Source organism: Streptomyces sp. NPDC045026, from assembly GCF_056432625.1.
Window position 1 is genome coordinate 77,611 of the sequence record NZ_JBWKIS010000026.1, and the last position, 12,766, is coordinate 90,376.

Genomic DNA, 12,766 nt, shown 5'->3' on the forward strand with positions numbered 1-12,766 from the left:
CCCATGGCGTTCACCCGTGCCACCGGGAAGCACCGTCGTCCGAGCCGTCTCACGCGCACCACCGTGCAGGTCGCCGGCGTCGCCGCGCTCACCACGACCGGTGTCATCGGAGGCCTCGCCGCCCCCGCCCTCGCCGCCGACGACGCGGCTCTGGAGCAGACCGGCCTGACCAAGGCCATCTCCATCGGTGACTCCCTCGCGGAGCAGATCGACGCGCAGGCCGCTGCCCAGCAGCAGGCCGCCGACGAGGCCGCCGCGAAGGAGAAGGCCGAGGCCGAGGCCAAGAAGAAGGCCGAGGAGGAGCGGCGCAAGGCCGTCGCCAAGGCCAAGGCCGAGCGCGAGGCCAAGGAGCGCGCCGCCCGTGCGGCCGAACGCAAGCGCCTGAACGCCTTCGTCATGCCGGTCACCGGCTCGTACGTGTCGACCGCGTACAAGGCCAGCAGTGGCCTGTGGTCCTCCGGCAGCCACACCGGCATCGACTTTCATGCCGCCAGCGGTACCTCGGTCCACGCCGTCGGCGCGGGCACGGTCGTGGAGGCCGGCTGGGGCGGCGCCTACGGCAACAACATCGTCATCAAGATGAACGACGGCACGTACACCCAGTACGGCCACCTGTCGTCCATCGGCGTCTCCGTCGGGCAGACGGTCACCCCGGGGCAGCAGATAGGCCTCTCCGGAGCGACCGGCAACGTCACGGGCCCGCACCTCCACTTCGAGGCGCGCACCAGCCCCGAGTACGGCTCGGACATCGACCCCGTCGCGTACCTGCGCGCGCACGGCGTGAACGTCTGACCTTCGCCCCGTACCTCGCGAATACGCACCGAAAGCCCCGGCTCAGTGAGCCGGGGCTTTCGTCGTTCCCGGCCTGTCGCGGGATCGTTCCGAGCCCGCTCGTTCCCGGTGGCGCTGTCCAAAAAATATCCATGGATTGCGGCCTGCCATCGGAAATTCACGTCCCCTGGAATAGAGTCGCTGAACAAGCAAGCTGAACAGACGTCAATCGTGCTGTACGAGCGACTATCGACCGCGTTTCGCGGGGATTAAGGCGGAGGTCGGGTCATGCGTATTCCGGCGCACTCGGTATGCACGGCGATCCGCGACGACATCGTCTCCGGTGTCTACGAGCGCGGTGGCAGACTCACCGAGGAGGTGCTCGCCCGCCGCTACGGCGTCTCGCGCGTCCCCGTGCGCGAGGCGCTGCGCACCCTGGAGGCCGAGGGCTTCGTCGTCACCCGCAGGCACGCGGGCGCGTGCGTCGCCGAACCCTCCACGCAGGAGGCGGCGGACCAGCTGGAGATCCGGATGCTCCTCGAACCGCTCGCCGCGGCGCGTGCCGCGCAGCGCCGCACCGAGGCGCACCTGAAGGTCCTGCGGGGCCTGGTCAGGCTGGGTCAGGAGCGTTCGCGGCAAGGCCGGAACGAGGATCTGCGTTCGCTGGGCGGCTGGTTCCACGAGACGCTGGCACAGGCGTCCGGCAGCCCGGGGCTGACCACGATGCTCACCCAGCTCCGCCACAAGATCGCGTGGATGTACACCGTCGAGCAGCCCGCGCAGCCGGCGGACTCCTGGGCCGAACACGGAGCGATCGTCGATGCCGTGGCGCGCGGTGACGCGGAGCGCGCGCGGGCGCTCACGGCGCAGCACACGGAGCGCGCCGCGGCCGCTCACCGGTTGCGCGCCCCCCGCCCGGGTGGCCGTGTGAGGACTTCGCAACATCCCGTCAACACAGTGGGGCTTCAGTATTAACGCAGGCGCCGTATACAAAGAGGGCGGCCAATTTCGAGGGGCCCTATTTCCGCTGCCCCGGAATTATGAGAACAGAACAGCGGAAAGCAAAAGGGTCTGCTCGGAAAATCCGAACAGACCCTTTATGTGGCGCGATCTCCTGTGAGCAGGGGACGGCGCCGAAGAATCGGGAGACCCGGCACCGGGCCCGGACTAGACGGTCTCGGGAAGCTCCTCGAGCCCCTCGGAGACCAGCTTGGCCAGGCGGTCGAGCGCGGCGTCCGCACCCTCGGTGTCGGCGGCCAGGACGATCTCCTCGCCGCCGCCGGCACCCAGGCCGAGCACCGCGAGCATGGAGGCGGCGTTGACGGGGTTGCCGTCGGCCTTGGCGATCGTCACGGGGACGCCGGTCGCCGTGGCCGCGCGGACGAAGATGGAAGCGGGGCGGGCGTGAAGGCCCTCGGCCCAGCCGACGTTGACGCGGCGCTCAGCCATGTGATGCTGCCCTTCAGGATTCTCACTGTTGTCTAGACCAGTCTCCCACACCGGTGGACGTGCCCGATGTGAGCCCTGCGTACCGCTGATGCGAGCCCTGCGTACCGCTGATGTGGGCCCTGCCTGCCGCCCGCGCACGCCCGTCGGCCCTCATAGCCTGCCTTCGGCCCGCTCGCGCCGCGACCCGTACGACTGTCGTCGGTGCGCCGTACGCTGGGCCCATGCAGACCCCGTCGGACCGGCACGCATACCCCGCCCACTGGGAAGCAGACGTGGTGCTGCGCGACGGCGGCACCGCCCGCGTCAGGCCCATCACCATCGACGACGCCGAGCGGCTCACGAGCTACTACGAGCAGGTCTCCGACGAGTCGAAGTACTACCGCTTCTTCGCGCCGTACCCGCGCCTGTCCGCCAAGGACGTCCACCGCTTCACCCATCACGACTACGTGGACCGGGTGGGCCTCGCGGCCACCGTGGGCGGCGAGTTCATCGCGACCGTCCGCTACGACCGCATCAACGCCCAGGGAATGGCCGCCTCCGCCCCCGCCGACGAGGCCGAGGTCGCCTTCCTCGTACAGGACGCCCACCAGGGCCGGGGCGTCGCGTCCGCGCTCCTGGAACACATCGCGGCCGTCGCCCGCGAGCGCGGGATCCGGCGCTTCGCCGCCGAGGTGCTGCCCGCCAACACCAAGATGATCAAGGTGTTCACGGACGCCGGGTACACCCAGAAGCGCCATTTCGAGGACGGCGTCGTCCGCCTGGAGTTCGACCTCGAACCCACCGAGGCCTCGCTCGCCGTGCAGCGCGCCCGTGAGCAGCGCGCCGAGGCCCGCTCGGTGCAGCGGCTCCTCGCCCCCGGATCCGTCGCCGTCATCGGCGCGGGCCGCACGCCCGGCGGAGTCGGCCGCAGCGTCCTCGACAACCTCCGCGACGCAGGCTTCACCGGCCGCCTGCACGCCGTGAACAAGGCGTTCCCCGACGACCTGCGGGACCTGGACGGCGTCCCCGCGCACCGCTCCGTCCACGACATCGACGCCGCCGAGCCCGTCGACCTCGCCGTCGTCGCCGTCCCCGCGCGGCACGTCCCCGAAGTCGTCGCCGAATGCGGCGAGCGCGGCGTCCAGGGGATCGTCGTGGTCTCCGCCGGATACGCCGAGTCCGGCAGTGAGGGCCGCGCCCGCCAGCGCGAACTGGTGCGCCAGGCCCGTTCGTACGGCATGCGCCTCATCGGGCCGAACGCCTTCGGCGTCATCAACACCTCGCCCGAGGTGCGGCTCAACGCGTCGCTCGCGCCCGAGATGCCGCGCGCGGGCCGCATCGGCCTGTTCGCCCAGTCCGGAGCCATCGGCATCGCGCTGCTCGCCCGCCTCCAGCGGCGCGGCGGGGGCGTGACTGGAGTGACAGGTGTGTCGACGTTCGTCTCCGCCGGCAACCGCGCGGACGTGTCCGGGAACGACGTACTCCAGTATTGGTACGACGACCCGGACACCGACGTCGCCCTGATGTACCTCGAATCCATCGGCAACCCGCGCAAGTTCACCCGCCTCGCCCGCCGCACGGCCGCCGCGAAGCCCCTCGTCGTGGTGCAGGGCGCCCGGCACAGCGGCATCGGCCCCCTCGGTCACGCAGTCCGCGCCACGCGCCTGCCGTACGCCACCGTCTCCGCCCTGCTGCGCCAGGCGGGTGTCATCCGCGTCGACACCATCACCGAACTCGTCGACACCGGCCTGCTGCTGGCCCGCCAGCCCCTCCCGGCGGGCCCCCGCGTGGCGATCCTCGGGAACTCGGAGTCGCTCGGCCTCCTCACGTACGACGTCTGCCTCGCCGAGGGCCTGCGGCCGAAGCCGCCGCGGGACCTGACGACCGCGGCGTCCGCCGAGGACTTCCATGCGGCGCTCACCGAGGCACTCGCGGACGACAAGTGCGACGCGGTCGTCGTGACGGCGATGCCGGCGCTGGGGGAGTCGTCCGCCGAGGACGCGGCGCTGGCCGAGGCGCTCAGCTCGGCCGCCGCCGGCACCCCCACCAAGCCGGTCCTGGTCGTGCACGTCGAACTCGGCGGTCTCGCCGAGGCGCTCTCCGCGGCCACCAGCACCGGCCCGCGCGCGCTCGCCAAGACCCCGGGCGGCCCCCCGGCCGAACGCCCGCCCATGGACGAGCCCGCCCCCACGCCCGCGCTCATCCCCGCCTACCCGGCGGCCGAGCGCGCCGTCCACGCCCTCGCCGAAGCCGTCAAGTACGCCCAGTGGCGGCGCGACGCCGCGGAGCCCGGCAAGGTCCCCGAGTACGACGGCATCGAAGAGACGGGCGCCGCCGAGCTCATCGCCGCGCTTCTCGCGAAGAACGACGACCCGCGGGGCGCCGAGCTCGCCCCCGAGGACGCCCGCGCCCTCCTCGCCCGCTACGGCATCGACGTACGGCAGACCCTGCCCGCCCCCGGCCCCGACGAGGCGGCCGCCGCCGCGCGCACCCTCGGCTACCCCGTCGCCCTCAAGACGACCGCCCCGCACCTGCGCCACCGCGCCGACCTCGGAGGAGTGCGCCTCGACCTGGCGAACGAGGAGGAGCTGCGACGCGCCTACGCGGAACTGTCCGAGACGCTGGGCAAGCCCGAGGAGCTGCGGCCCGTCGTCCAGGCCATGGCGCCCCGCGGCGTCGACACCGTCGTCCGCGCGGTCATCGACCCGGCCGCCGGCGCGGTGCTCTCCTTCGGCCTCGCGGGCGCCGCCTCCGAGCTGCTCGGCGACACCGCGCACCGGCTGATCCCGGTCACCGACCGGGACGCCCAGTCGATCGTCAGGGGCATCAAGACCGCGCCCCTGCTCTTCGGCTGGCGCGGCTCCGCGCCCGTCGACACGGCCGCGCTGGAAGAGGTGCTGCAGCGGGTCTCGCGGCTCGTGGACGATCATCCCGAGGTCGTCGCCGTCTCCCTGGAGCCCGTCGTCGTCGCCCAGAGCGGCCTGTCGGTCCTCGGCGCCTCGATACGGCTCGCTCCGCCGCCCGCCCGCGACGACCTCGGCCCCCGCACCCTGCCCGCGTACTGAGCCGGGCCGGTGAGACGAGCCCCACATACGGGTGATTTCCGCACCCGTCCACAGGCGCACCGCGAGCCCCCCGCCGGGCTTTAGGATGGGTCTCATGGCCAAGACCAGTACGACGACCCAAGGGCTCCGCGCGGCGATCGAGCGTAGCGGCTACTACCCGGCCCTCGTGGCCGAGGCGGTGGAGGCCGCGGTCGGCGGCGAACCCATCGGGTCGTACCTGGTCCACCAGGAGACCACCTTCGACTCGAACGAGGTGCGCAGGCACGTCACCGTGCTCGTCCTCACCGACACCCGCTTCATCGTCAGTCACACCGACGAGCAGGCCGCCGACACCACGTCGCCGACGCCGTACGCCACGACGTCCACCGAGTCCGTGAAGCTCGACCGGATCTCGTCGGTCGTGCTCAGCCGCGTCGTCGCCAACCCGGAGAAGTACGTCCCGGGCACCCTGCCGCGCGAGGTCGTCCTGACCATCGGCTGGGGCGCCGTCGCCCGCATCGACCTGGAGCCCGCGGCCTGCGGCGACCCCAACTGCGAGGCGGACCACGGGTACACGGGCAGCTCGACCGCCGACGACCTGAGCCTGCGCGTCAGCGAGACCGGGGACGGCCCCGACACCGTCCGCGAGACGCTCGCCTTCGCCCAGTCCCTGTCCGAGGCCACCGCGGCGACCGCGCGCTGATGGCCATGCCTGCCTGGGAAGACTGGCAAGAAGCAGAGCCGCTCGCCGTCCGGTCCGCCCCCGTGCCCGAGTACGGCGCCGGCTCCCTCGCCGACCTGCTGCCCACCCTCGGCTCCCACCTGGGCGTCCCGGACTGCGCTCCGGCGATACCCGAGCTCGGGCCCGCCGACCGCGCGTGCGTGTTCCTGATCGACGGGCTCGGCTGGCAGCAGCTCCAGGCCCACCCCGACGAGGCGCCGTTCCTGACCTCGCTCCTCGCGTCCTCGCGCGGGGGCACGGGCCGCCCGATCACCGCGGGTTACCCGGCGACCACCGCGACCTCCCTCGCCTCGGTCGGCACGGGCCTGCCGCCCGGCGCGCACGGCCTGCCCGGCTACACGGTCCGCAATCCGGACACCGGCCAGCTGATGAACCAGCTCCGCTGGATCCCCTGGACCCAGCCGCACGTCTGGCAGCCGTACCCGACGATCTTCCAGCGCGCCCACGAGGCCGGTGTGCACACCGCGCAGGTCTCCGCCCCCGCGTTCGAGTCGACGCCTCTCACGAAGGTGGCCCTCAGCGGCGGCAGCTTCCGCGGGCGCCTCTCGGGCGAGGACCGCATGGACCTGGCCGCCGAGCAACTGGCGGCCGGTGACCGGTCGTTGGTGTACACGTACTACAGCGAGGTCGATGGCAAGGGGCACCGCTTCGGCGTCGACTCCGACCCGTGGCGCGGCCAGCTCATGTACGTCGACCGGCTCGCGCAGCGCCTCGCCGAGCAGCTCCCGCCGCGCAGCGCGCTGTATATCACGGCCGACCACGGCATGATCGACATCCCGTTCGACGAGCAGTCCCGCATCGACTTCGACGAGGACTGGGAGCTGCGCGCAGGCGTCGCCCTCCTCGGCGGCGAGGGCCGCGCCCGCCACGTCTACGCGGTGCCGGGCGCCGAGTCCGACGTCCTGACCGTGTGGCGCGAGGTGCTCGGCGAGCAGTTCTGGATCGCGAGTCGGGACGAGGCGATCGAGGCGGGCTGGTTCGGCCCGCACATCGACGAGCGGGTCTACGCGCGCCTGGGCGACGTCATCGCGGCCGCCCACGACGACGTGGTGATCATCGCCTCCGAGCGGGAGCCCAAGGAGTCGGCCATGGTCGGCAACCACGGCTCGATGACCCCCGCCGAGCAGCTCGTACCGCTGCTCGAAGTACGCTCCTGATCGTCCCCCCACCACCGCGGAAAGGCCCTCAACTCCCCATGCCCGAGCTCGTGTTCTTCTCCGGAACGATGGACTGCGGAAAGAGCACCCTGGCTCTGCAAATCGCGCACAACCGGTCGGCGAGGGGGCTGCAGGGTCTGAACTTCAGTCGGGACGACCGGGCGGGGGAGGGGAAGCTCTCCTCACGGCTCGGACTGGTGACCGAGGCGGTCGAGGCGGTGGCGGGTATGAATCTGTACGCCTATGTCATCGACCGGGTGTCGCAGGGCGGCAGGGTCGACTACCTGATTGTCGACGAGGCGCAGTTCCTCGCCCCCGCGCAGATCGACCAGCTCGCCCGCATCGTCGACGACCTGAACATGGACGTCTTCGCCTTCGGCATCACCACCGACTTCCGCACGAAGCTCTTCCCTGGCTCGCAGCGGCTGATCGAGCTGGCGGACCGCCTTGAGACCCTGCAGGTGGAGGCGATGTGCTGGTGCGGGGCGCGTGCTACGCACAACGCCCGCACGGTGGATGGCGAGATGGTCGTGGAAGGCGAGCAGGTCGTCGTCGGTGACGTGAGCAGCCCCGCCGCGGAGGTCGGCTACGAGGTGTTGTGCCGGCGCCATCACCGTCGCCGTATGACGAGCGGTACCGTCCGCGCCGGCGTGCTCTCGCCGGACGTCCTGCCAGTGGGCTCCGACTGACGATTGCCGGTCGGCTCTGCGGGGGCGTATCGACTCACTCGAAGGCCGGCACGACTTCCTTGATGAACAGTTCCAACGACCTGCGCTTCTCCTCGTGGGAGAGGCTGGTGTCGATCCAGAAGCTGTACTCGTCGACGCCGAGTTCCTCGTATGCGCGCAGCCGTTCGATGATTTCGGCCGGGGTGCCGATCATCGCCGTCTTGTGCAGCGATTCCGGTTCGAACTCGGGGCGGTCCTCGAACTTCGACTCCGGGCTGGGGGCGAGGAACCCGTTCTGTGGGGTGGCCTGATTGCCGAACCAGGCGTCGAAGGTCCGGTAGAACCGGCTGATCGCCTCCGCGGCCGGCCGCCACCCGTCGGGCTCGGCGGGGGAGTGGACATGGGTGTGCCGCAGCACCATCAGCTCCGGACGCGGCACCTCGGGGTGGTTGGCCACCGCGTTGTCGAACTTCCCCTTGAGAGCGACGACTTCCTCGTCCCCCTTCATCAGCGGGGTGACCATGACGTTGCAGCCCTGAGCCACGGCGAAGTCGTGGGAATCGGGGTCGCGGGCGGCGATCCACATGGGTGGGGTGGGCTGCTGCACAGGCTTGGGCACGCTGGTCGACGTCGGGAACTGCCAGATCTCGCCGTCGTGGGCGTAGTCACCCTGCCAGAGCGCCCGGACGGCGGGCACCAGTTCCCGCAGGTGCTTGCCGCCGTCGCGGGCCGACAGCCCGCCCGCCAGCCGGTCGAACTCGAACTGGTAGGCGCCCCTGGCGAGCCCCACCTCCATCCGGCCGTTGCTGATGACGTCCAGCAGGGCGCATTCACCGGCGGCCCGGATCGGGTTCCAGAACGGGGCGATGATGGTGCCGGCACCCAGGCGGATGGTCGAGGTCTTCGCGGCCAGGTGGGCGAGCAGCGGCATCGGGCTGGGGGAGATGGTGTACTCCATCCCGTGGTGCTCGCCGATCCACACGGTGCCGAACCCGCCGGCCTCGGCCATCAGCGCCAGCTCGGAGAGGTTCTCGAAGAGCCGGCGGTGGCTGACCTCCTCGTCCCAGCGTTCCATGTGTACGAACAACGAAAACCTCATGACTGCTCCTCGTCTTGCTGGCCGGTCAGGTGTCGGTTCTTCACCTGGCCGGTGTGTTCGTCGGTGGTCGCGCCGGGCTGTCCCGTGCCGGCGGCGTCCATCTCCGTGAGGGTGACGTCACCGGTGGCCCAGTGGGAGCGGGGCACCTCGTGAACGACGACACGGATGTGTTCGGGCCGGGTGTTCGTGGTGCGCAGGACCGCGGCGTGCACCTCGTGCATCAGGTCCCGGATCTGGCCCGGGGTGCGGCCCTCGGCGAGGGTGATGGCGACCTGGGGCATGTCAGCTCCGCATCGTGAACGGGTCGGCCACGGGCTCTTCGCTCGTGTTGATCCACACGCTCTTGAGCCGGGTGTACTCCTTCATGGACTCGGTGCCGTGCTCGACGCCGACGCCGCTGGACTTGAAGCCCTGCCGCGGAGACATGGGGGACATGGCCCGGTAGGTGTTGACCCATACGGTCCCGGCATCGAGGCGAGCCGCCATCCGGTGCGCCCGGGCGAGGTTCGTCGTCCAGACGCCGGCCGCGAGCCCGTAATCGGTGTCGTTGGCCAGGCGCAGGACCTCGTCCTCGGTGTCGAACGGCATGATCGCCAGGACAGGTCCGAAGATCTCCTCGCGTACGACGCGCATGCTGTTGTCGACGTCCACGAGGATGGTGGGCTCGTAGAAGTAGCCGCCGAGCCCGCCGTCGGTGGCGTGTCCACCGGTCAGTACCCGGGCCCCTTCGCTGCGTCCGAGGTCGACGTATCCGGCCACCTTGTCGCGCTGGTCGGCGAAGGCCAGCGGGCCGAGTTCGGTCTGTTCCGCCAGGGGGTCGCCGATACGGATGGTCTTGGCCCGTTCGCAGACTCGCTCGAGAAGCTCGTCGTAGACCGACCGGTGCGCGAAGACGCGGCTGCCGGCGATACAGGTCTGCCCGGCGGCGGCGAAGATGCCGGCGACGACACCCATCGCGGCGTTCGGGATGTTCGCGTCCTCGAACACGATGTTGGGCGACTTGCCACCGAGCTCGAGCGTGGACCCGACGAAACGGCTCGCGGTCGCCGCGGCGATGCGGGAACCGGTGGCGGTGCTGCCGGTGAAGGAGATCTTTGCGAGGTCGCGGTGGTCGACCAGGGCCTGCCCGGCCTCGGCGCCGAACCCGGTGACGACGTTCACCGCACCCGGTGGGAACCCTGCCTCGAGCGCCAGCTCGGCGAGCTTGAGGACGGTGGCCGAGGTGTATTCGGAGGGTTTGATCACGACGGTGTTGCCGGCGCACAGAGCAGGGGCCAGTTTGCTGCTGGTCAGCGTCAGCGGGGAGTTCCAGGGCGTGATCGCTCCGACGACTCCCAGCGGCTCCCGAGCCGTGTAGTTCAGCACCTGGCGGTCGGAGGTGGGGATGAAGTCGCCGTGGATCTTGTCTGCGAGTCCGGCGTAGTAGTGGTAATACTCCGGCAGCGTGGCCAGCTGGCCACGCATCTCACGCAGCAGTTTGCCGTTGTCCTGCGTCTCCATCCGGGCGAGGTCTTCGGCGTTCTCGGCGATCAGGTCGCCGAGGCGGCGCAGCAGGTGGCCGCGTCGCGTCTGGCTCAGGTCGCGCCAGCGCGGGTTCTCGAAGGCATTCCTCGCGGCGGCGACGGCCCGGTCGATGTCGGCCGCGTCGCCGCGCGCCGCCCGGTAGAGGACCTCGCGGGTGGCCGGGTTGGTGCTGTCGAAATACTCGCCCGACGCGGGCGCCACCCGTGCCCCGCCGATGAAGTGCTGCAACGTGGTGGGGTCAGACATGTGCACACTCTCCGAGGAAGGTGGTGAGGGATCCGACGAGCGCCTGGGGACGCTCGACGGGCAGCATGTGGCGCGCCTCGGGCACGACCACCGCACGGCAGTCCGGAAGCGCCGCGGCGAGCCGACGGCTCATCTCGGGGGTGGAGCCAGGATCGTTTTCACCCGTCACAGCCAGCGCGGGTACCGCGATGGTGCCGAGGTCCGGCCCGAGTTCGGCGTCTGCCGTGGCGAACACGCGATAACAGCCGAGGAAGGAGCCGGCGTCATTGGCGAGCAGCGTTGCCCCGGTGCGGGCCACGCGGTCGGCGTCGACGTCCGTGCCGTCGTACCACCGCTTCAGGGATGCGGCCGCGCTCGCCGTCAGGTCCGCCTCCGCGGTACGCAGCCGGGCGAGGACGGAGGACCGCTCCTCGGCCGTGCGCTTGCACACCGAGCTGACCGAGGTCAGCGTGGCCACCAGTTCGGGGCGGTGCAGCGCCAGGTGCTGGGCGACCAGCGCACCCAGGGAGAATCCGACCACGTGCGAGCCGGCCGGGATCTCGCCCGCCATCCCCTCGGCCAGGTCGGCGAGTGTCACCCCGTCACTCACCGGCGGGCGGCTGCCGTGGCCCGGCAGGTCGGGGGTGATCACGGTGAAGCGGTCGGTCAGGAGTGCGGCGGTGGGCTCCCACATGGTGTGGTCGAGTCCGACGCCGTGCAGCAGGACCACGGTCGGCTTGCTCATGATGCCTACTGCTCGGTCGAAAGGGGCGCCAGGCGCTGCTGGGGGCGCCCCTGAGCGGCGGCGGCAAGCGCGATGACGATCTCGTCGGGGTGCGGGGCGTCGCTGAGGCGGACTTCGATGGTCTGGTGGTGCGAACGGATCGTGGCGTCGGTGATGTGCTTCAGCGGGATGTCGAAGACGACCCCGGCGGGCCCGCGCTTCTCGACTGCCGGCAGCAGAGTGGTGGCACGAGCCGCCTTGCGGAAGTGATCACCGAACTGGAGCGTGTGGATCAGCGCCGAACCGTGCTCGATCTCCCCGTCCAGGCCGACGATGGCCGCCTTGCCGTACGCCTCGGCAGGTTCACCGAGGGCGTCGAGGACCGCCGGAGCCAGCAGTGCGCCGAGGTCGGAGGCGGTCGCGGCGATGCCGGGATCGAGGTCCTCGACGAAGCCCTGACCGGCCCAGGGGTTCTCGATCACCGCTGCGACGACGGCCACGCGGGCGGGAGGATTGACCTCACGGCCGCCCTCGGAACGGATCTCCTCGACGACGGTCACGATCTTGCGGACGCTCATGAGGGAACAACCTCCAGGGTTTTGGTGGTGACGACGGGATCGGTCATGCGGTCCCCGATACGGGGGTGTGGCCGCGGGCCCGTCGACGCGGCCGCGATGACGACGATCTCGTCCGCACGCGGGGCGTCGGGAACACGGGCGCTGATGGTCTGGTAGTGACTGCGCTTCGCGGCATGTGTCTTGTGCCAGAGCGGGACGATCAGTGTCTCTCCGGCCTCGGCACGCGTGTCGGCGAAGCAGATGATCGACTCGCCCTGGAGGAACTCCCTCACCAGGTTGCCGAAGTACGGCGTGTGGATGAGCGCCCCGGCGTGCTCGATCTCCCCCGCCGTACCGACGATGGCGGCCTTGCCGAACGATTCGATCTCGTCCGCACCACCGAGGGAAGCGATGAGCCGATCGGTGAGCACCTTCGCCAGCACCGGGCCGATGCGAGCCTGCTCCGTGGACAGATCGGCCGAAGGGCCGAGGCCCACCCATGGGTTCCGTATGACCGCGGCGACGCTGGCTCGCCACGCGGGCCGCGCGGGTGTCTCGCCCGCCTCGGTGAAGACGACATCACGGTAGAGCACGAGTTTTCGGAGACCGATGCTCTCGTCAGGGTGATCCATGCGCTCTTGCATGGCACAGGACGATAGGCATCGTCTCTTGTATCGGTCAAGGGGTTGGGTGGAGCGGCTCCTCCGTTTCCCCTATGGGCCCTCGTCTGGGCCGCCAATTGCCATCTGGCCTGCATGTTTTAGCGATACGTGGAGCCGGGTGCGATTCGACGCCCCCGAACTCTTGACGGTCTATCTGTGCCATGT

The 12,766-nt window shown here is 70.7% G+C and carries 13 protein-coding genes; 6 read left to right on the forward strand and 7 right to left on the reverse strand.

The window, feature by feature from the left end; translation table 11 throughout:
• Positions 1-3 precede the first annotated feature (3 nt).
• A complete protein-coding gene (locus AC07EJ_RS36405; protein ID WP_389486207.1) occupies positions 4-792 on the forward strand; it encodes a M23 family metallopeptidase in 789 nt (262 codons plus the stop codon).
• 267 nt (positions 793-1,059) lie between these two features.
• Positions 1,060-1,746 (forward strand): GntR family transcriptional regulator, encoded by a 687-nt coding sequence (locus AC07EJ_RS36410; RefSeq protein WP_389486209.1) that lies wholly within the window; start codon positions 1,060-1,062, stop codon positions 1,744-1,746.
• Between the two features lie 192 nt (positions 1,747-1,938).
• Here AC07EJ_RS36410 and AC07EJ_RS36415 read toward each other — a convergent pair whose 3' ends face one another.
• Positions 1,939-2,220, reverse strand: a complete 282-nt coding sequence (locus AC07EJ_RS36415) for an HPr family phosphocarrier protein (protein WP_389486211.1) — start codon at positions 2,218-2,220, stop codon at positions 1,939-1,941.
• Between the two features lie 221 nt (positions 2,221-2,441).
• Between AC07EJ_RS36415 and AC07EJ_RS36420 the strand changes: the two genes are divergently transcribed.
• The 4 genes from AC07EJ_RS36420 to AC07EJ_RS36435 all read left to right on the forward strand — a co-directional run bounded on the left by AC07EJ_RS36420 (position 2,442) and on the right by AC07EJ_RS36435 (position 7,831).
• Positions 2,442-5,264, forward strand: coding sequence for a bifunctional acetate--CoA ligase family protein/GNAT family N-acetyltransferase (locus tag AC07EJ_RS36420; protein ID WP_478885882.1), 2,823 nt, complete (start codon positions 2,442-2,444; stop codon positions 5,262-5,264).
• 94 nt (positions 5,265-5,358) lie between these two features.
• Positions 5,359-5,946 (forward strand): DUF5998 family protein, encoded by a 588-nt coding sequence (locus tag AC07EJ_RS36425; RefSeq protein WP_362906941.1) that lies wholly within the window; start codon positions 5,359-5,361, stop codon positions 5,944-5,946.
• A complete protein-coding gene (locus tag AC07EJ_RS36430) occupies positions 5,946-7,142 on the forward strand; it encodes an alkaline phosphatase family protein (RefSeq protein WP_478885883.1) in 1,197 nt (398 codons plus the stop codon). Before AC07EJ_RS36425 ends, AC07EJ_RS36430 begins: the two co-directional genes overlap by 1 nt.
• A 38-nt stretch (positions 7,143-7,180) precedes the next feature.
• Positions 7,181-7,831 (forward strand): thymidine kinase, encoded by a 651-nt coding sequence (locus tag AC07EJ_RS36435; RefSeq protein ID WP_478885884.1) that lies wholly within the window; start codon positions 7,181-7,183, stop codon positions 7,829-7,831.
• Between the two features lie 34 nt (positions 7,832-7,865).
• On the opposite strand, the gene AC07EJ_RS36440 is transcribed toward AC07EJ_RS36435, so the two are convergent.
• The 6 genes from AC07EJ_RS36440 to AC07EJ_RS36465 are packed head-to-tail and all read right to left on the reverse strand — an operon-like array spanning position 7,866 to position 12,571.
• Positions 7,866-8,909, reverse strand: coding sequence for an LLM class flavin-dependent oxidoreductase (locus AC07EJ_RS36440; protein ID WP_478885885.1), 1,044 nt, complete (start codon positions 8,907-8,909; stop codon positions 7,866-7,868).
• Positions 8,906-9,190, reverse strand: a complete 285-nt coding sequence (locus AC07EJ_RS36445) for a tautomerase family protein (protein ID WP_389486222.1) — start codon at positions 9,188-9,190, stop codon at positions 8,906-8,908. Before AC07EJ_RS36445 ends, AC07EJ_RS36440 begins: the two co-directional genes overlap by 4 nt.
• 1 nt (position 9,191) lies before the next feature.
• Positions 9,192-10,679, reverse strand: coding sequence for an aldehyde dehydrogenase (locus AC07EJ_RS36450; RefSeq protein WP_478885886.1), 1,488 nt, complete (start codon positions 10,677-10,679; stop codon positions 9,192-9,194).
• Positions 10,672-11,403 carry an alpha/beta fold hydrolase gene (locus tag AC07EJ_RS36455; protein ID WP_478885887.1) on the reverse strand — a complete coding sequence of 244 codons (732 nt, stop codon included), beginning with the start codon at positions 11,401-11,403 and terminating at the stop codon, positions 10,672-10,674. Before AC07EJ_RS36455 ends, AC07EJ_RS36450 begins: the two co-directional genes overlap by 8 nt.
• A 5-nt stretch (positions 11,404-11,408) precedes the next feature.
• Positions 11,409-11,960 carry an amino acid synthesis family protein gene (locus AC07EJ_RS36460; RefSeq protein ID WP_389486228.1) on the reverse strand — a complete coding sequence of 184 codons (552 nt, stop codon included), beginning with the start codon at positions 11,958-11,960 and terminating at the stop codon, positions 11,409-11,411.
• Positions 11,957-12,571 carry an amino acid synthesis family protein gene (locus tag AC07EJ_RS36465; RefSeq protein WP_389486229.1) on the reverse strand — a complete coding sequence of 205 codons (615 nt, stop codon included), beginning with the start codon at positions 12,569-12,571 and terminating at the stop codon, positions 11,957-11,959. The genes AC07EJ_RS36460 and AC07EJ_RS36465 overlap by 4 nt, the downstream gene beginning before the upstream one ends.
• Positions 12,572-12,766: the final 195 nt, after the last annotated feature.

Excerpts from the sequence above, each read along its gene's own strand:
- AC07EJ_RS36405 (WP_389486207.1), top strand. The coding sequence starts at position 4 with ATGGCGTTCACCCGTGCCACCGGGAAGCACCGTCGTCCGAGCCGTCTC.
- AC07EJ_RS36410 (WP_389486209.1), top strand. The coding sequence starts at position 1,060 with ATGCGTATTCCGGCGCACTCGGTATGCACGGCGATCCGCGACGACATC.
- AC07EJ_RS36415 (WP_389486211.1), bottom strand. The coding sequence starts at position 2,220 with ATGGCTGAGCGCCGCGTCAACGTCGGCTGGGCCGAGGGCCTTCACGCC.
- AC07EJ_RS36420 (WP_478885882.1), top strand. The coding sequence starts at position 2,442 with ATGCAGACCCCGTCGGACCGGCACGCATACCCCGCCCACTGGGAAGCA.
- AC07EJ_RS36425 (WP_362906941.1), top strand. The coding sequence starts at position 5,359 with ATGGCCAAGACCAGTACGACGACCCAAGGGCTCCGCGCGGCGATCGAG.
- AC07EJ_RS36430 (WP_478885883.1), top strand. The coding sequence starts at position 5,946 with ATGGCCATGCCTGCCTGGGAAGACTGGCAAGAAGCAGAGCCGCTCGCC.
- AC07EJ_RS36435 (WP_478885884.1), top strand. The coding sequence starts at position 7,181 with ATGCCCGAGCTCGTGTTCTTCTCCGGAACGATGGACTGCGGAAAGAGC.
- AC07EJ_RS36440 (WP_478885885.1), bottom strand. The coding sequence starts at position 8,909 with ATGAGGTTTTCGTTGTTCGTACACATGGAACGCTGGGACGAGGAGGTC.
- AC07EJ_RS36445 (WP_389486222.1), bottom strand. The coding sequence starts at position 9,190 with ATGCCCCAGGTCGCCATCACCCTCGCCGAGGGCCGCACCCCGGGCCAG.
- AC07EJ_RS36450 (WP_478885886.1), bottom strand. The coding sequence starts at position 10,679 with ATGTCTGACCCCACCACGTTGCAGCACTTCATCGGCGGGGCACGGGTG.
- AC07EJ_RS36455 (WP_478885887.1), bottom strand. The coding sequence starts at position 11,403 with ATGAGCAAGCCGACCGTGGTCCTGCTGCACGGCGTCGGACTCGACCAC.
- AC07EJ_RS36460 (WP_389486228.1), bottom strand. The coding sequence starts at position 11,960 with ATGAGCGTCCGCAAGATCGTGACCGTCGTCGAGGAGATCCGTTCCGAG.
- AC07EJ_RS36465 (WP_389486229.1), bottom strand. The coding sequence starts at position 12,571 with ATGGATCACCCTGACGAGAGCATCGGTCTCCGAAAACTCGTGCTCTAC.